This window comes from Flaviramulus sp. (assembly GCF_982512915.1).
Map to the genome: position 1 here is coordinate 168383 of NZ_CEWOCJ010000005.1, position 20919 is coordinate 189301.

Sequence of the window (20919 nt, forward strand, 5' to 3'; positions counted from 1 at the left end):
AAGATTATGAAACAATTACTAAAAACAATAAAAATTGTATTCGTTGTTTTTTTATCCTTTACCTTTTTAGGGTGTGAGGATGAACAAAATGAATTCCCAAAAGCATTTGCTGAATTTACGTATACAATATCTTACCCAGAAAATCAACAATATGGTGTGGTGAAATTTATTAACACATCTAGGAACGCATCTCTTTTTGCTTGGTCTTTTGGAGACCAAACAACTTCAACTGAAGTAAATCCTACACACATATATCAACCTGGAACTTATTTAGTTTCGCTAGTAGCAAGAAATGTTGCTGGTTCTTTCAGAACATATCAAGACACTATTGTAATTGGAGAAAACAATACTGACGGTGGCGGTGGAGGTTCTTCTGATTGTACTGCTGAAACATCAGAAAATATAGATCCAGCAAATGGTGATATAAATTGGACTTTCTTAACAAATGCTGTTACACATACATTTGAAGCTTTTGGAAATACTGGAGGCGGAATTGTTGCTAACCCTGTAATTGATGATGTAAATGGAAGTTGTAATGTTCAACAATTTGTAAAAGCATCAGGATGTGAAACATGGTCTGGTTTAGGTGCAGAATTATCAACAGCATTAGATTTTACAGCTTCTACAACTAATAAAGTGTTTACTATGAAAGTTTTAGCCGAAGATCAAGTAGCTGATGTTACTTTAAGATTAGAACGTTTACCTTACCCAGATACAGATCCCGCAGTTGAAAAAGTTGCTAGTATTACGCAAGTTGGAGCTTGGCAAGAATTAACATTTGATTTCTCAGATGTTACAACAGGAACTTATAAAAGTATGATTCTTTACTTTGAAAGAAATGCTTCTTGTGATGGAGATATTTATTATTTTGATGATATTAAGCAAGTTGCCGATACCGGAGGTTCTGGTGGCGGAGGTGGAACTACTGTTTGTGTTCCTGAAACTGCTGAATCTATTGCAGCTGCAAATTTAAATATTACATTTCAAACAAATACACCAGCAGTTATTAATGATAATGCCTTGTTTACATGGGTAGATAACCCAGATTTTGATAATGCAGTAAATACTTCATGTAAAGTTGGTCAAGTAGTAAGAGTAAACAACTCTCCTTATGACAACATTCAAATCGATTTAACTGATAAATTGGATTTTAGTGTTTCTGAAGGTGTAAAAATTAAAGTTTGGTCGCCAACAGCTAACACTCCTGTGTTATTAAAACTTGAAGAAATTGGAAAGCCTGGTAATTTTGTTGAAATTCTGCAAACTACTGGTGCTGCAAATACTTGGACAGAATTAACATATAATTTTGAAGCTACAGCTACCCCACAATTCAATAAAATGGTTATTTTCTTTAACTTTAACGTAGGAGATGCGAGTACTTATTATTTTGATGATGTTATGGTTTATGGAACACCAAGCGGCGGCGGCGGCGGCGGTGGCGGTACCGGTGGAGGTTGTACTGGAACTGCAGTAGCAGCAACAGCATTCCCTGTTAATTTTGAAAGTTGTGAATCTTTCTTAGGCACTTTTACAGATAGTGGAAGTATAACAACTTCGTTAGATAATAACCCGTCAAAAACAGGTATCAACACTTCTGATTTCGTATTAAGAGTAGATAAAGCAGCAGGTTCAAACAGATGGGCTGGTTTTCAAAATCCATTCCCAAGTAATTTTGATGCAACTAAAACCTTTAAAGTAAAAATATACTCTACTAAAGCAAATGTTGTGATGAGATTTGAGGTAAATAGTGATCCTCAACCAAATAGTTCTGGAAACCCAGGGCCACAGTTTGCAACTATTACGCAAGCCAATACTTGGACTGAAGTACAAATTGTATTTACTGGAATACCTGGGAACAATACAGGTCTTAATCAGTTTGTAATAAAACCTGACAACCCTGATGGAACGGATGGTCAAACAACACCAACTAGTGAAACCTACTATTTTGATGATATCAGACTTGAATAATTAATTAAAATAAAAATATATATTTATTAAATAAAAAGGCTAGCTAAGTTTTAGACTAGCTAGCCTTTTTTTATAAATAATCTGAACAATATAGTTGATGAGCAATAAAATTTATAAAGAAGAATCTAAAAACTCAACCAAAGTGAATAATTCTATAAAAGGAGAATTAGTGTCTATAGAAAATGAAACCTACTACAAGATTTCTAACTGTGATGAAATGCGTCCGTTTTTCATGAGTATCGTAAGCGACTCTAATCATTGGATGTTTATTTCTAGTAACGGAGGTTTAACAGCAGGCAGAAAAAATGCAGGGTTTTCATTATTCCCTTATTATACAGATGATAAAATAACAGAGTCTGCTGAAATAACAGGTAGTAAAACGATTTTCCAAATTCATTACAACGCTGAAATTTTAATTTGGGAACCTTTTTCAATTCGTCAAATGGGAATATATGAAGTTAAAAGAAATCTTTATAAAAACACTTATGGCAACAAAATCATTTTTGAAGAAATCAATAAAGATTTAGGATTAACTTTTCAATACGAGTGGAACTCAAGTGATCAGTTTGGCTTTGTTAAAAAATCTAAATTAATAAATAGCTCAAAAGATGTTAAAATCATTACTGTTTTAGATGGTTTACAAAATATAATACCTAATGGCGTTCCAGCAGATACACAAGCTACACATAGTAATTTAGTTGATGCTTATAAGCGAAATGAATTAATACCAGCAGTTGGTTTGGGTATATATGCATTAAGTGCTATTATAGTTGATAAAGCAGAACCTAGTGAGGCTTTAAAAGCCAACACAGTTTGGTCTGCAGGTTTGAAAAACCCTATTTACTTATTATCTTCATTACAATTAGATAACTTCAGAAAGGGTAAATCAGTAAAGCAAGAGGTAGATGTTAAGGCTGAAAAAGGTGCTTATTTTATTTCTTCTGAGATTGAACTTAAATCAGATTCTGAAAAAAATTGGATGTTTGTAGCCAATGTAAATAAATCTATCACTGGCGTAAACGAAGTAGCTGAAATAATTAAAAACACAAATAACATTACTGAAGCTGTTCAAAAAGATATCAATGCTGGCACAAAAAAATTAATAGAACTAACAGCTGCATCTGATGGTTTACAATTAACTGCTGACGCCTTAATTAATACCCGTCATTTTTCTAACACACTCTTTAATATTATGCGTGGTGGTATTTTTGATGATGGATACAATATTGAAAAACAAGACTTTATACAATACATTTCTAAAGCAAATAAATCGTTCTTCTCTAAAAAAGAGCAACAGCTAAATACGCTCCCCGAAATTTTCACACTTGATTATTTAAAAAACCTTGCGGAAGACGATGTTGATACAAACTTTAAACGTTTATGTTTTGAATATTTACCTTTAAAATTTAGTAGAAGACATGGGGATCCTAGTAGACCTTGGAATAAATTTTCAATAAATACAAGAAGTGAAATAGATGGCTCTAAGATTCTAGATTATGAAGGAAACTGGCGCGATATATTTCAAAACTGGGAAGCATTAGCGCATTCCTATCCAGAATATATTGAAAGTATGATTCATAAGTTTTTAAATGCTACAACATTTGAAGGCTACAACCCATATAGAGTTACAAAAGATGGTTTTGATTGGGAAATTATCGAAGAAAATGATCCGTGGTCTTACATCGGTTATTGGGGAGATCATCAAATTATTTACTTATTAAAATTCTTAGAATTTATTGAAAACCACTACCCTAAGCTACTAGAAAAACGTTTCTCTGAAGATATTTTTGTTTATGCCAATGTCCCTTATAAAATTAAAAGTTACTCTGATACATTAATTAATCCAAAAGACACAATTGATTTTGATTATAAGTTAGATGAAAAAATCAATGAGGCTAAACAATTTTTAGGTGCTGATGGTGCTTTATTAACTGATAAGAATTCAGAAATATATAAAGTAAACTTAATAGAAAAATTATTAGCTACGGTACTTGCAAAAGTATCTAATTTTATTCCTGAAGGTGGTATTTGGTTAAATACACAAAGACCTGAATGGAACGATGCAAACAACGCATTAGTTGGTAACGGTGTGTCTATGGTTACGTTATGTTACCTAAATCGTTTTTTAAATTTCTTTTACAATGTAGTATCTAAATCTAAAACTAATTCTGTGCAAATTTCTGATGAGTTAGTGACCTTTTTTAATGAAGTTGTAAAAACATTACAAACCAATAAACATATCCTTTCTGGGCAAGTTTCTAACAAAGACAGAAAAACAGTGCTAGATGGCTTAGGCATTGCAGGAAGCAACTACAGAATGACCATTTATAAAGAAGGTTTTACTGCAAAAAAATCTATAATAACAAAGGCTAATATTTTAGATTTCATTAAAACCACTAAAGATTATCTACAACATACCATCGATTCAAATAAGCGATCTGATAATATGTACCATGCTTATAATTTAATGACAGTTGAAAATGATACTGAGGTATCAATATCTTATTTATCGGAAATGTTGGAGGGCCAAGTAGCAGCATTAAGTGCTGGTTATTTATCTACTAAAGAAGCTCTAGATTTATTAGATGGATTAAAAGGTAGCTCGTTATTCAGAGAAGATCAATACAGCTATATTTTATACCCCAATAAAGAATTACCAAGCTTTGAAAAAAAGAACAATATACCTTCTGAAAAAGTAGAAAAATCAGAATTACTAAAACTATTGGTAAATAACGGAAATGCTCAAATTATAGAAAAAGATGTATTGGGTAATTATCATTTTAATGGTACGTTTAACAATGCTAATAGTTTAAAACAAGCATTGACTAACCTACCAGAGAAGTACCAATTGTTAGTCGCTAAAGATAAAAATTTATTATTAAATACTTTTGAAGAAATTTTTGATCATAAATCATTTACAGGTCGTTCTGGAACTTTCTTTGGCTATGAAGGATTAGGTTCTATTTATTGGCACATGGTTTCAAAATTATTATTAGCCGTTCAAGAAAATTGTTTGTTAGCAGTAAATAATAATGAAAGTGAGGTAGTAATTGGTAAACTACTAGATCATTATTACGAAATTAGTGCAGGAATTGGCGTACATAAATCACCTGAATTGTATGGTGCCTTCCCAACGGATCCTTATTCACATACACCTGCCACAAAAGGAGCTCAACAACCAGGAATGACAGGACAAGTAAAAGAAGATTTATTAAGTAGATACGGTGAACTTGGAGTATTTGTTAAAAATGGGATTTTATTTTTCAATCCAAGATTATTAAGAATACAAGAGTTTTTGAAAGAAACTACTGTTTTTAATTACACAAACACTAAAAACGAAGTTACTGAAATTGAGTTGGATAAAAACTCATTATGTTTTAGTTATTGTCAAATTCCGGTCATCTATAAACTTACTGAATCTAATCAAATTCAAGTAGTTTATAATAATGATGATACTAAAACTTTTGATAGTCTAAGTTTAGATGAAAAAACATCGAAATCAATTTTTGAAAGAAGAGGACAAATAAATAAACTAATCGTTTCTATTAAGAAATAGGATCAAGATATTCGTTTACACAACTAAAAAAAATATCCTATAAATTTTAAAGGTTTAATTAGTTGAAAAAAGAAAGGAAAAAGTGAAAACGTTAAAAAATAAAACTGCTCAAGAAATTTTAAATAATCCGGATTATTTGGCTATTTCTTATGGTGGATACAGACAAAATTCTAGAAATATCCAACCGACTATTCAAGAGTTAAAAGAGGATATGAAGATTTTATCTGCTATGGGCGTTAAAATTTTAAGAACTTATAATGTTCAAGTTCCACTTCCACATGCTTCTAATGTACTGAAGGCTATAAAAGAATTAAAAAATGAAGATCCTAGCTTTGAAATGTATGTGATGCTGGGTGCATGGATTGATTGCCAAAACGCATGGACAGGACACGTTCCTAATCATGATGTTGAAAGCGAAAACAATGCAGGTGAGATTGATAGGGCTATTGCATTAGCTAAAGCCCATCCAGATATAGTTAAGATTATTGCTGTAGGAAACGAAGCTATGGTACGTTGGGCTACAAGCTATTTTGTGCGTCCTAATGTTATTCTTAAATGGGTAAATCATTTACAAAATTTAAAAAAAACTGGTGATCTACCTAAAGATTTATGGATTACTAGCTCTGATGATTTTTCATCATGGGGTGCAGGAGATCCAAGTTATCATTGTGAAGATTTAACTAATCTTATTAAGGCAGTAGATTATATATCTATGCATACCTACCCTATGCACAACTCTCACTATAATCCTGCCTTTTGGTTAGTTCCTGAAAATGAATATGAACTATCAGATTCTGAAAAAATTGAATCTGTAATGCAAAGAGCTTTAAATTTTGCCAAAGACCAATACGAAGCCGTTGTAAAATATGTACAAAGCTTAGGTGTTAATAAACCTGTTCATATTGGTGAAAGTGGTTGGGCATCAATTTCTAACGAGCATTATGGTGCAAGTGGATCGAAAGCAGCTGATGAATATAAATCAGGAAGGTATTATCAATTGATGAGAGCATGGACTTACAAAGAAAAAATTTCATGTTTCTATTTTGAAGCCTTTGATGAGCAATGGAAAGATGATAATAACCCAGAAGGATCTGAAAATCATTTTGGTCTAATTAACCTTATAGGTCAAGCAAAATATGCTATTTGGGATTTAGTAGATAATGGTGTATTTAATGGTTTAACTAGAAATGGTATAAAAATCACCAAAACTTATAAAGGAGAAAAAAAGAAATTACTCTCTGATGTTCTAGTTCCGCCATTACAAAAAGAAGCAACTTTTAATTATTAATTATGAAAATTTTTTTAAACATTATGAGAAATTGTTTCCTGATTTTTTTAATCGGTTTCATTTTTTCTTGTAGTAAAATTAAAAGCAATAATGTGACACCTATTGAAGAAAAAAAAGAAATAACAGCAAAAGATATTTTAGGTAACTCTAATTACTTAGCCATGTCTTATGGTGGCTACCGAAACGCAAATCATGATATTGAGCCAACTGTAGATGAACTCAAAGACGATATGAGAATTTTATCTGCCATTGGTGTAAAAGTACTTCGAACTTACAAAGTACATTTACCTCATGCTTCAAATGTACTTAAGGCAATTTCTGAAATAAAAAAAGAAGATCCATCTTTTGAAATGTACGTGATGTTAGGCGCCTGGATAAATTGTAAAGATGCCTTTACTGATAAAGTACCAGATCATTCACAAGACAATGAATTAAACGCTATAGAGATTGGTAAAGCTGTATCATTAGCAAACCAATACCCAGATATTGTTAAGGTTATTGCTGTTGGCAATGAAGCTATGGTAACATGGCAAGCACAATACTATGTGCAACCATGGATAATTTTAAAATGGGTAAACCATTTACAAAAATTAAAAATGCATAACGAACTACCTAAAGATTTATGGATTACAAGTTCTGATAATTTTGCTTCTTGGGGTGGTGGTGATGGCAGTTATCACGTTGAAGATTTAACTAAATTAATAAAAGCTGTAGATTTTATTTCCATGCACACCTACCCTATGCATGATACCCATTACAATTCTAATTTTTGGGGCGTTTTAAAAGATGAAAATACACTAACTGATATTGAAAAAATTGATGCAGCTATGGTGCGTTCCCTAAATTATGCCATATCCCAATATAAATCAGTTTCTAATTACATAAAAAGTATTGGAGTTGATAAACCAATTCATATAGGTGAAACAGGATGGGCTTCTTTTTGTAATAATTTTTATGGTGCGAATGGCTCCAAAGCTACAGATGAATATAAAGAAGCTAAATTTCATGATTTGATTAGAGACTGGACAAATAAAAATAACATCTCTTGTTTTTATTTTGAAGGCTTTGATGAACCATGGAAAGGTGGAAATGATCCTGGAGATTCTGAAAAACATTTTGGTCTATTTACTGTTGAAGGTAAAGCAAAATATGCTTTATGGAATATGGTTGATAGAGGTGTTTTTAATGGATTAACAAGAAATGGAAATCCAATTATAAAAACCTATAATGGAGATAAAAACACATTAATGAATGATGCTTTAGTTCCTTTAACAAAGAAAGAAATAATACTACATTAAGTAGCATTAAAATAAACCAATGAAAATAATTAAACCTTTTTTTTACATTTTTTTAGTTTTCGTGATTATGAATTGTTCTGACAAACAAAACCAATTGAGCGTTGAAATATATGAAACATCTGAAAGCGGAAATAAATTAACAAAAATATCAGCTTTCAATATTTCAGAAAATCCAGTTACTATAAAACTAAAACCTGAACAAAAACTTCAAACAATAACAGGTTTTGGAGGTGCTTTTACTGAATCATCCGCATTTTTGTTGAATAAATTAAGTAAAGAAAATCGTAAAAAAATTATTAATGCCTATTTTAGTAAAGAAGGTGCACACTACTCTTTAACAAGAACACACATGAATTCCTGTGACTTTTCTTTAAGTAATTATTCTTACACACCTGTAGAAGACGATAAAACTCTTGAGCACTTTAGTATTCACGAGGATAAAGATGATTTAATTCCATTTATAAAAGACGCTATGGCAGCCTCTACAGATGGATTTAAAATTTTCGGCTCACCTTGGACAGCTGCTCCATGGATGAAAGATAACAATAATTGGGTTGGTGGTAAACTACTACCTGAATATTATGATACTTGGGCCTTGTTTTTCTCAAAATTTGCAGATGCCTACAAAGAAGAAGGTATTAATATCTGGGGCTTTACTGTTGAAAATGAACCTTTAGGTAATGGTAATAACTGGGAAAGTATGCATTACACTCCTGATGAAATGACCAATTTTGTTCAAAATTATTTAGGCCCAAAATTGGAAGCTGATGGAAAAGGAGATTTAAAAATTTTAGGCTATGATCAAAACAGAGAACACTTAAAAGAATGGGTAGATTCTCAATTTAAAAATGAAGAAACTTCTAAATATTTTGATGGAACGGCTATTCATTGGTATGCAAGTACTTATGATTATTTTCCTGAAGAATTACAATATGCACATAACAAAGCGCCTTCTAAACTTTTAATACAATCAGAAGCTTGTATAGATGCAGAAATTCCTGTTTGGCTAGATGATTCTTGGTATTGGAAAAAAGAAGCTACAGACTGGGGATGGGACTGGGCACCTGAGGATGATAAATATTTACACCCTAAGTATGCGCCAGTTAATCGGTATGCGAGAGATATCATTGGGTGTCTTAATAATTGGGTAGACGGCTGGGTAGACTGGAATATGGTGCTCGATAAAAAAGGTGGTCCAAACTGGTTTAAAAATTGGTGTATTGCACCTGTAATAGTTGATCCTGAAAATGATGAAGTATATTTTACACCAATTTACTTCACCATGGCACATTTTAGTAAATATATTAGACCAAATGCTAAAGTTATTGGAGTTGAAAATTCAGATAAAAATTTAATGGTGACAGCAGCTGAAAATCCTGATGGAAGTACCATTGTTGTGATTTTTAACGAAACCGAAAATAGAAGTAGCATTAATTTGTTACTAAATAATAAATCAGTTGAATTTTCTATTAATGCAAAGGCTATTCAAACCGTCATAATTAAATAAATTATCAACTAACCACTAACTAACTAAAACCAATTAAATATGTCATCAAAAACTAATAAAGTCCCCATTGGAAAAAAAATAGCGTTCGGATTAGGAATGCTAGCAAATCAAATGTTTCCTGCTGCGTTAGGAATTTTTATGGTTGTATTAGTACAAGATTTAGGATTCCCAACATGGATGTGGGGTGTTTTATTTTTCTTACCTAGAGTTTTTGATTCTATAACAGACCCAATAATGGGCTTTATCTCTGATAATACAAAATCTAAATGGGGAAGACGCCGCCATTATGTTATGATTGGAGCTATAATTATGGGTATTTCATTTACTTTGATGTGGCAACTTTATCGTGACGATGGCATCAATTATAATTTTACATATTTCTTAATCTGGTCTCTTATTTTTTATTTAGGCCTTACCATTTTTAGTGTGCCATTCGTTGCTATGGGTTATGAAATGAGCGATGATTTCCATGAACGTACAAATATTATGGCTGTAGCACAATGGATTGGACAGTGGGCTTGGGTAATTGCACCTTGGTTTTGGGTGGTTATGTATGATCAAGGTTGGTTTGAATCTGCTGATGTAGCTACAAGAACTTTGGCACTATGGGTAGGTATTGGTTGTGGTATATTAGCAGCAATTCCTGCTATATTTCTTAAAGACAAATCAACTTTAGATGATGATAGTTTAGAGCCTTTGACAATGGGAAACATTGGGGGAAGTTTAAAAGGAATTGTAAAAGGTTTTAAAGAAGCTTTTAAATTAGTGCCTTTTAAAAAATTATGTATCGCTACTTTCTTTATTTTTAATGCATTTAATACCATTGCAGGTTTTTCTTTTTTTATCATAGTTTACTATTTATTTAATGGGGTTACTGGTGATGAAGGCGCTTGGATATGGCCAACACTTTTTGGTAGTGTAGGCGCTTTAGTTACTACGTTTATTGTAATTCCTATTGTTGCGAAAATGTCTAAAATAGTAGGCAAAAAAAATGCGTTTTTAGCTTCTCAAGGAATTTCTATTATTGGTTACATAATGCTTTGGTTTCTTTTTATTCCTGGTAAACCATATATGTTTTTAATTGCTATGCCTTTCTTTTCTTTTGGAATTGGTGGGCTTTTTACATTAATGATGTCAATGACAGCTGATGTATGTGATTTAGATGAATTAAATTTTGGACAACGAAGAGAAGGAATTTTTGGGGCTATTTACTGGTGGATGGTTAAATTTGGTTTAGCTATAGCTGGTTTATTAAGTGGGCTTATAATGTCTATGTTAGACTTTACGCCTGGTGCAGCTACCCAACCTGAAGGAGCTGTTACTGGATTAAGAATTTTCTTTTCTGCATTCCCTATATTAGGAACTGCAATTGCTATGTATGTTATGCGTGATTATGATCTAACTGAAGAGCGTGCATTAGAAATAAGTGCAGAATTATCAAAAAGAAAAGAAAAGAAAAAAACTAAACAAGTTTCTTCTTCATATGGAGGAGGTAAACTACTCTCAGCGTTAAATAATAATGTAACTTTAGGTGAGTTTAAGGAAATAGATTTTAGTAATAAAAATGTAGAAGACTTAAAAGAATTATTCTCAGAAAATCTATCAAATGGCTTACATGGTTTGTGTTTTAGTCCATATTTAGAAGGTCAAAAAGCGGGAGATATCTTATCAGAAAAACAAATCAGAAGACGTATGGAAATTATTTCTCCCTACACCAAATGGGTGCGCTCTTTCTCATGTACAGAGGGTAATGAATTAATACCTGAAATAGCACATAATAAAGGATTAAAAACTATTGTTGGTGCTTGGATTAGTGATGATAAAAATAGAAACAAAAAGGAAATTGATACATTAATAAAATTGGCTAAATCTGGATATGTTGATGTTGCTGCTGTTGGTAACGAAGTATTATTGAGAGGTGAAATCACTGAAAATGAACTCATCGATTACATCGAAACCGTTAAAAAAGCTTTGGTAGGAACCAATATCCCTGTTGGTACTGTTGATACTTACTACGAGTTTATTCAACGTCCAAAATTAGTAGAAGCTTCAGATGTTATCTTATCAAATTGTTATCCTTTCTGGGAAGGATCTAGTATAGAAGATTCTTTACTACATTTAAGACAAATGCATGCTCTAACTCAAAAAGCTGGGAATGGTAAAAGAATCATTATTACAGAAACGGGATGGCCTAGTCAAGGTGGTACAGTAGATAATGCAGATCCATCTCAAATAAATGCTATGAAGTATTTTGTACAAACCCAACAATGGGCAAAAGACCATAAGGTAGAAATGTTCCACTTCTCATCATTTGATGAAACTTGGAAGGTTAGAATCGAAGGTGAACTTGGCGCACGATGGGGCATTTGGGATAAAGACGAAGAACTTAAATATATAAATTAAAAAAATACTAACTAAATTAACAATTCTCACAAAATGTCATATAGAGGCGAACATAATTATTTACTAAAAGATGGAAACTATTCTGATTATGCTGGAGTAGATTTTAGTAATTATTCATCAGAAGGGTTAGAAAAACTCTGGAGAAAAACATTGGAAAACGGCATGCATGGTATCTGTTTTAGTATGTACGAAGATGGTCAAGAGCCAGGTGATACAATAACAGAAGAGCAAGTAGAACGTAGAATCAATATTTTAAAACCATATACGAAATGGATTCGTTCTTTTTCTTGTATTGAAGGGAATGAAAACATCCCTAGAATAGCTCATAAACATGGCTTAAAAACAATGGTTGGTGCTTGGCTAGGCGATGATATGGAAAAAAATGAAGAAGAAATAGAAGCTTTGATTCAATTAGGAAATGAAGGTTGTGTAGATATTGCTGCTGTTGGCAATGAAGTACTTTATAGAAACGATTTAACTTTAGAGCAACTTCTAGAATACATGCGCCGTGTTAAAGAAGCACTACCTAACGTTACTGTTGGTTATGTTGATGCTTATTATGAGTTTTCAGTTCATCCAGAACTAGTTGATGCTAGTGATGTTATATTAAGTAACTGCTACCCTTATTGGGAAGGCTGTCATATAGATGGATCATTAAATCATATGCAACAAATGTATGGTCAAGCATCAGATGCAGCAAGAGGTAAAAAAGTTATTATTACAGAAACTGGTTGGCCTAGTGAGGGCAGTAGTTTAAGAGGTGCTGTTTCAAACAGAGAAAATGCCATGAGATATTTTATAAACACACAATTATGGTCTTCAAAAGATGCTATTGATGTTTTTTACTTTTCATCTTTTGATGAATCTTGGAAAGTTGGTGCAGAAGGTGATGTAGGCGCCTATTGGGGACTTTGGGATAAGCATGAAAAACTCAAGTTTTAATATTAAAACAAATTAGATTTTATAAATTAGCATGTGGCAATTTTTAATTCCCACATGCTATTTTACTTTTAACATAAAGCATTTTTTATATCAAAATCATGAAAATAAATACATTTTTTTTAAAATCAATATTGATAATAGTTCTTACTGGAGTTTCATGCCAAAAATCGACCAGAGATTTATATCCTGAAGAATTAATTGGAGGTTTTAATTTGCTACCTAAAGAAAAAACAGGTATTGATTTTAGTAATTCCATACAAGAATCTACTTTTTTTAATCATTATTATTACAGCCAAATGTATGTTGGATCTGGTGTAGCTATTGGTGATTTAAACAATGATGGATTACCGGATATCTTTTTTGGAGGTAACCAAGTTGCCGATAGGTTATACCTAAATAAAGGTGACTTTAAATTTGAAGATATTACAAAAAAATCAAAAGTTGCAAAAAATTCGGGTTGGACTTGGGGTGTTACTATGGCAGATGTAAATGCAGATGGTTATTTAGATATTTACGTTAGCAGAAACGGTATATCAGCAAATCCAGAAGATCGAAGAAATCAATTGTATATTAATAATCAAGATTTAACTTTTACAGAATCCGCACTTCAATATGGTCTTGCTGATTACGGTTTTTCTACACAAGCTGTTTTTTTTGATATGGATAATGATGGTGACTTAGATATGTATCAGGTTAATCAAATAGCAGATAAAAAATTGCTTTTAATAAATAAAATACCTCAAGATCAATTTAAATTTTTTAGAGATCGTTTATACAGAAATGATAATGGTAGATATCATGATGTTTCACAAGAAGTAGGTATCTCTACCAATATTGCTTATGGCTTAAGTGTTAATGCTACAGATTTTAATAATGATGGTTGGATGGATCTTTATGTTGCAAACGACTATGCTGAACCAGATTTTATGTACTATAACAATGGGGATGGCACATTTAAAAATGTAATTAATGAAAAATTAAAGCATATTACGCAGTTGAGTATGGGATCAGATACTGGTGATATTAATAATGATGGATATCTTGACTTAATTACTACAGACATGACACCTGAAGATCATTACAGATCAAAAACTAATATGGCTTCTATGAGCACTAAAGCTTTTGAAACATTAGTTGAGGCGGGTGCTCATTATCAATACATGTCGAATACTTTACAAATTAATACAGGTCTTGGTACGTTTTCTGATATCGCAAACATGGCAGGAATTGCATTTACAGATTGGAGTTGGGCTAGTCTTATAGTTGATTTAGATAACGATGGATTAAAAGATATTATTGTATCAAATGGAATAAAAAAAGATGTAGATAATAATGACTACCGTAATAAAGTACTAAACCTTGGTAAAGATGCAACAGCTGAAAAACTATTCCAGCTAAGTAAAGAAACTCCATCTCAACCAATTGCAAATTACGCATTGAGAAATAAAGGTGATTTAGTATTTGAAAAAGTAACTAAAGATTGGGGATTTGATACACCAAGTTTCTCAAATGGAATGGCTTATGGCGATTTAGATAACGATGGCGATTTAGATATAGTTGTAAATAATATTGATGCTCCTGCTTTTGTTTATGAAAATAAAGCAACCGGTAATTTCTTGAAAATAGAACTGAAGGGTTCTGATAAAAATACTTTTGGAATTGGAGCTAAGGCAATAATTTACTACAATGATAAAATGCAAATGGCTGAAAATACTGTCACAAGAGGTTTTTTATCATCAGTTGAAAATAACTTATTTTTTGGTTTAGGAAAAGTTACAGAAGTTGAAAAAGTAGAAGTCTTATGGCCAAATGGTCAAATGAATATTTTTGAAAATGTTCAAGCAAATAAAAAAATAGTAGCAAATATTTCTAACGCTAAAAATACGGAAAGAAAAATAGAAAAAAATGAAACATTTTTTTCTAAAATCAAACCTAATAATTTGGGTATAGACTTTGAACATAAAGAAAATGAATATGATGATTTTGAAATAGAAATATTATTACCACACAAGCTATCTCAAAACGGACCTTTTTCTGCAGTTAAAGATATCAATAACGATGGTCTAGACGATATATTTCTTGGAGGTGCTATAGGTCAAAGTGGTGTTTTATATTTACAAAATAAAATAGGAACTTTCACAAAAAGCGCTTCTCAGCCATGGGAAAATGATAAAGATTCAGAAGATTTAGGTTGCTTATTTTTAGATGTAGATGGAGATAATGATTTAGATTTATACATAGCTAGCGGTGGTAATGAATTTAATAGTGGAAATCCTTTATTAAAAGATAGATTATACATTAATAATGGGAATGGTAATTTTACCAAAAATATAAGTGCACTTCCAAATATAACTGAAAGTACTCAATGTGTTAAAGCTTCTGACATTGATCAAGATGGGGATTTAGACCTTTTTGTAGGTACCCGACTCATATCGGGAAAATATACTTTCCCAGCTACAAGTTATTTGCTAATTAATGAAAATGGTAATTTTAAAAAGGCTCCTTCAGATTGGGCTCCAGATTTAGTGAATATAGGAATGGTTACAGATGCAGTTTTTACAGATATTGATAATGATAATGATGAAGATTTAATAATTGTTGGTGAATGGATGGAGATAAAAGTACTAACAAATAATGATGGTATTTTTGAAGATAATTCGGAAAAGCTAGGACTAGAAGATACCAGAGGTATTTGGTGGTCTATAACAGCTAGTGATTTAGATAATGACGGAGATGACGATTATATAATTGGTAATCTTGGTAAGAATAACAAATTTAAAGCATCTGCAGAGCACCCATTTAAAGTTTACGCAAACGATTTTGATAATAATGGCACAAACGATATTGTTTTAGCAAAATTTTATAAAAATGATTATGTGCCTGTTAGAGGTAGAGAATGTACTAGCCAACAAATGCCATATGTGGCCGAAAAATTTAAAGATTATCATAGTTTCGCATCTTCAAAATTAATAGATATTTTACCTGAAGAAAAGGTTGCTGGTGCTATTAAATATGAAATAAAAAGTTTTGAAAGTATAATACTTATAAATGATAATGGAAAATTAATAAGAAAAGCTTTACCAAATATGGCACAAATTGCACCATTAAAATCGTCTATCGTTTTTGATATTAACAAAGACGGTTATCAAGATATCCTTACAGTTGGTAATCATTATGGTGTAGAAGTTGAAACAGCTCGTTATGATGCAGGATTTGGAACTATTCTTTTAGGAAATGGTAATAACGAGTTTTCTTATATTTCTCCTGAAAAAAGTGGTTTTTATGTACCATATGATAGTAGACAATTAAAAAGAATTAGCTTAAGTACTAAAGACCTAATTTTAGTAACAAATAACAATAAGGAAGTAACTATTTTTGATTTAAAAGATTAAATTAAAATGTATAGCTATTAAAATATTTTATAAATTTAAGTAATTTTAAATTAAAAAATTGATAATCAATAATTTAAACAAATAAAAAACCCTGTTTAAATAACTATTTTATTTGCTATGTATAGTTTTTGTATAGGGGGTTTTTACCCAAAAATTAAATAAAAACACTTTACTTTATATATTATAAATATAAAACTAAATTAAAACATGAAAAAAATTACAATTTTACTAGTGATGTTCATTGCATCATTAGGCTTTTCACAAACGGATCTCATCGAAAGTTTTGATGGTGCTGCTCCGACATTAAATGCAGAAGGTGGTTGTACGCCTCCAGGTTTATCAATTAGTAGCGCTCAAGCTTTCACAGGTACAAATTCATTTGAGATTATTGCAAGTGCAGCTGCTCATCCGTGGCAAGGTGCTGAACTTGTTTTACAAGGAGCTGATTTAGAATTAACTACAAACAAGTTAGTTAAAGCACATGTATACTCTACAACTGCTGCTGGTATATTAGCTAAAGTAACTGCTGGTGGTGGACCTGCTTCTGCAGCGGCTGCCCTTCATGGTGGTACTGGTTGGGAAGAATTAACTTTTAATTTTCAAAATGGAGATGATAACACAGCCCCTGCAAATGGTGTTTACACAAACCTTATATTTTACCCGCTTTGGGGTACTGGGGGTAGTTATTCAGGACAAGGAGGATCTCCAAATTGTGTTTCTAATGCACCAATAACAATTTATGTAGATAACATAATAGGAACGGCTCCTAGTGGGGCAACTTGTTCTGATGGCATTCTAAATCAAGATGAAACTGATGTTGATTGTGGAGGGGTATGTACAGCATGTTTAGTGCCTCCTACAACAGCAGCACCCACTCCTCCGGCTCGTCCTGCGGCAGATGTTTTATCTGTAGTTACTCCTGCCTATACAGATGAAACACCAACTGGTGTTCAAGTATTTGCAGGTGCAAGTATATCCAATTACACCGTAGCTACAACTGATGATACAAGATTACTTGTAACGCCTTCTCCTGGTGGTGGAGCACAGTTTGGATATTTTGCTTCAACTAGTTCTGGATTTGATTTAACAAATTTCACCACTTTACACATAGATGTTTGGGTAGAAAATGCAGGTGCAGTTGGTTCTGTTTTAACCCTTCAACTTCAAAACTTTGATACAACTTCTGGAGCTTTTCAACATAATATTTTCACTAATATTAATGTTTTCACAGATGGTGCCGGTGCATGGATTGGTGGTGATTTTGATTTATCTACTTTTACCGGTAGTAGTTTAGCAAGAAATAATATTCAGCAAATTCAAATAATTGCTGCAGGTCCAGCTTTTGGTCCAACTTATTTTACTAATTTATATTTTCATAAAGGGACAACTTTAGGTACAGAAAATTTCGATTTAAACGAAGTTAGCATATACCCTAATCCATCTCAAGATAACTGGAACATAAAAACCAAAAATATTAAAATGTCTTCTATTCAAGTATTTGATATGTTAGGTAAAAATGTTATGACTTTAAACCCTAATACAGTTGAGGCAACAATTGATGGTTCAAATTTAAAATCTGGACTTTATTTTGCTCAAATAAAAACTGATAGTGGTATAAACAGTGTTAAACTGGTTAAGCAATAAAAGCTAACTTTACTAGTTTTAAAAAGCGCATCAAAAACGATGCGCTTTTTTTTGCTTAAAATTAAGAGATATTCAAATAAATCTAATCCATCATTAGATACTATTAAAATACATAACTCATAATCAAACTAAATAAAAGTTTCTGTTTTTATCATATTTTTTAATAGCAAACAATCTATTTCAAAAAAATAAATCCAATGTTACATAATGTAACATCAGAGCTAATGTAGAATAAAGATATTTGACATCGTTTTGGATTTATTCGTTAATCATAAACCTCGTAGCATAATAACTTAATTAAAAAAACGATAAAAACTTATTATTCATCTTAAGATATATAGAATAAAAAAGCCCTAAAAATTATTACATTTTCAGAGCTTAAGATTTTATATAATAAAATATTTATGCGAAATAAATATAAATACATACCACAATTAGTGTAATTAAAGCACCAACTATTTTAGTATGTTTCCAAGGCGTTATATCAACTTGTTTAGTATATTCCAACTCAAAAGCAGTTACTCTTGGCTTAATCTTACCTATGATTAACATAATGGCGATATTTAAAACAAACAAAATAGCCATCACATGTAAAAAGTGTGGATATGCACTAGCTTCAACCAACCTTAAAGTTGCCTCATCAGTTACACCAGAAGATTTGGCATTTTCCAAAGCGGTTTCTACCAAATTTGGACCTAACCAAAATTGACTAAAAATATATAATACAGAACCTGAAATGATACCAATTTTAGCAGCAATTGCTGGAACTCTTTTAGTTAAATACCCCACAACTATAATTGTAAATATTGGAATACTATAAATACCATTTATCTGCTGTAAGTAGTTAAATAAACTTCCGGCATTAGCAATAAGCGGAGCTATAAACATAGCCGCAATGGCTAAACAAATACCAAATATTTTACCATACTTTACAATAGTCTTTTCTTCAGCTTCTTGATTGATGTGTTGTTTATAAATATCAATTCCAAATAAGGTTACAGAACTGTTTAAAACACTATTAAATGAGCTTAAAATAGCCCCAAACAACACAGCAGCAAAGAAACCAACTAACGGTTTTGGCAATACTGCACGCACCAACTCTGGATAAGCCAAATCACTTGAAGATAAACCACCTTCAAAATAATGATACGCAATAATACCTGGTAATACTAAAATTAATGGCCCTAAAATTTTTAAAAAAGAAGCTAATAGTAGTCCTTTTTGTCCTTCAGCTAAATTTTTTGCACCTAAAGCTCTTTGTATAATTTGTTGGTTGGTACCCCAGTAAAATAATTGTACAAGCATCATGCCTGTAAAAATAGTACTAAAAGGCACTTCTTGCCCAGGTTTGCCCATCGAGTGAAATCTATCAGGATTCGAAGTCATTAAGGTATCTAAACCTGTCATTAAACTACCATCACCAATAGCCATTAAACCAAAAACAGGGATTAAAATACCTCCTATTAATAACCCGATTGCATTTATAGAATCTGATACAGCAACCGCTTTTAAACCACCAAATACAGCATATATAGATCCGATAATTCCAATACCCCAAATACAAATTACAATAGCGCTTTTATCAGAAACACCTAACATAGTAGGGATATCAAACATACCACTAATCGCCACAGAACCTGAATATAAAATAACTGGTAATAACACAATAACGTAACCAGTTAAAAATAGTCCAGATGTAATGGTTTTTGTACTTACATCAAATCGTTTAGATAAAAATTGAGGCACAGTAGTTAGTCCTCCTTTTAAGTATCTCGGCAATAGATACATAGCCGTTACCACCATGGCTATGGCTGCTAAAGTTTCCCAAGCCATTACAGATAAACCATCTTTGTAAGCACTTCCATTTAGTCCTACAATCTGTTCTGTAGAGAGGTTTGTTAATAATAAAGACCCTGCTATAACGCCGGCGGTTAAACTTCGACCTCCGAGAAAATATCCATCTGATGATTTTTCATCTGTAGATCGTGTTGCGAAATATGAAATGATAGCTACTAATGCCGTAAAGCCAACGAATGAAATTATTCCAATCATACTATTTTTTTGTTTAGTTAAGAAATCAAATATAGAAATTTAATTTTTATAAAGAATTCTAAAAAAACTGACTAATACAAAGTTAATAAGTCTTTGATACTTGCTATTTATAAATTATTAGATTGAAATCTATATAATAGCTTACGTATTATTTTTTTAGCTAATTAAATACTAAAACTTAGCTTCAAAAGTTATATTTTTGAGTCATAAACATGATATTTAAATAATGAAACGTTCCATATATATTTTTTTATCTTTAGGTTTTTTGTTGCTATTGGGTTCTTTTTGTAATCTTTTTGTGTTTTCACCACATAAACGAAGTCTTCTGTGTTAAAATTAATGTTCTGAGTAAAATATATAAAGAACTTCTACAAAATATTCTACGAGTTCGACAATACTCATAAATTTAATACCGATAAAAACGCCCAAAGTACCACCAATACTGCCAACAAGAGAAAATATAGTAACTTTAGGAATCTGACTAATCACTTCATACTCGAGCTCACTGAAAGAGAAACTGAACAAGGTTTCATCTTGACCAAGAGGACTTGTTGATGAATTCGCCCGCGTGACTACTTCAGCGGCATATTTAACAGCTGTGCATTCCTTTGGACACTGATCTAAACAGTCTTTGCTAAATTCTTCTTTCGCCAATAGATACACCTTCCACAAATCAGCTTTGTATTTCAGACGGTCCTCAGTTTCCACGTCAAGTCATTTGCTTGGACTGAAATTGTTTGACATAAAGCTATGATAGGAAACATAGGAACATCCATATTTGGCGGCATATCGCTTATAGACACAGGTCTGTTGACAGTTGATTTGACGATAGGTTTCATCAGCAACTGTTTTGCATGGATTGTATGGTT

At 31.8% G+C, this 20919-nt stretch carries 11 protein-coding genes; 9 read left to right on the plus strand and 2 right to left on the minus strand.

What is annotated here, in order from left to right; all coding sequences use genetic code 11:
• The first annotated feature begins 6 nt into the window (after nt 1-6).
• The 9 genes from AC1XJX_RS05575 to AC1XJX_RS05615 all read left to right on the plus strand — a co-directional run bounded on the left by AC1XJX_RS05575 (nt 7) and on the right by AC1XJX_RS05615 (nt 17998).
• Complete coding sequence (locus tag AC1XJX_RS05575; protein ID WP_482002976.1) at nt 7-1968, plus strand: PKD domain-containing protein; 1962 nt, start codon at nt 7-9, stop codon at nt 1966-1968.
• 97 nt (nt 1969-2065) lie between these two features.
• Entirely contained in the window at nt 2066-5524 is a 3459-nt protein-coding gene (locus AC1XJX_RS05580; protein ID WP_482002977.1) for a hypothetical protein, read from the plus strand.
• Between the two features lie 82 nt (nt 5525-5606).
• On the plus strand, nt 5607-6812 hold the full coding sequence (locus AC1XJX_RS05585; RefSeq protein ID WP_482002978.1) for a glycoside hydrolase family 17 protein: 1206 nt from the start codon (nt 5607-5609) through the stop codon (nt 6810-6812).
• Between the two features lie 23 nt (nt 6813-6835).
• A complete protein-coding gene (locus AC1XJX_RS05590; RefSeq protein WP_482002991.1) occupies nt 6836-8110 on the plus strand; it encodes a glycosyl hydrolase family 17 protein in 1275 nt (424 codons plus the stop codon).
• Between the two features lie 67 nt (nt 8111-8177).
• Entirely contained in the window at nt 8178-9617 is a 1440-nt protein-coding gene (locus AC1XJX_RS05595) for a glycoside hydrolase family 30 protein (RefSeq protein WP_482002979.1), read from the plus strand.
• A gap of 39 nt (nt 9618-9656) precedes the next feature.
• Nucleotides 9657-12020, plus strand: a complete 2364-nt coding sequence (locus tag AC1XJX_RS05600; RefSeq protein ID WP_482002980.1) for an MFS transporter — start codon at nt 9657-9659, stop codon at nt 12018-12020.
• Nucleotides 12021-12053: 33 nt separating this feature from the next.
• Nucleotides 12054-12962 carry a glycoside hydrolase family 17 protein gene (locus AC1XJX_RS05605; RefSeq protein ID WP_482002981.1) on the plus strand — a complete coding sequence of 303 codons (909 nt, stop codon included), beginning with the start codon at nt 12054-12056 and terminating at the stop codon, nt 12960-12962.
• A 98-nt stretch (nt 12963-13060) separates the two neighbouring features.
• A complete protein-coding gene (locus AC1XJX_RS05610) occupies nt 13061-16354 on the plus strand; it encodes a VCBS repeat-containing protein (RefSeq protein ID WP_482002982.1) in 3294 nt (1097 codons plus the stop codon).
• Nucleotides 16355-16561: 207 nt separating this feature from the next.
• Nucleotides 16562-17998 carry a T9SS type A sorting domain-containing protein gene (locus tag AC1XJX_RS05615; protein WP_482002983.1) on the plus strand — a complete coding sequence of 479 codons (1437 nt, stop codon included), beginning with the start codon at nt 16562-16564 and terminating at the stop codon, nt 17996-17998.
• A gap of 402 nt (nt 17999-18400) precedes the next feature.
• Here AC1XJX_RS05615 and AC1XJX_RS05620 read toward each other — a convergent pair whose 3' ends face one another.
• On the minus strand, nt 18401-20050 hold the full coding sequence (locus AC1XJX_RS05620; protein ID WP_482002984.1) for a solute:sodium symporter family transporter: 1650 nt from the start codon (nt 20048-20050) through the stop codon (nt 18401-18403).
• Nucleotides 20051-20386: 336 nt separating this feature from the next.
• A complete protein-coding gene (locus tag AC1XJX_RS05625) occupies nt 20387-20758 on the minus strand; it encodes an amiloride-sensitive sodium channel family protein (RefSeq protein WP_482002985.1) in 372 nt (123 codons plus the stop codon).
• Nucleotides 20759-20919 lie beyond the last annotated feature (161 nt).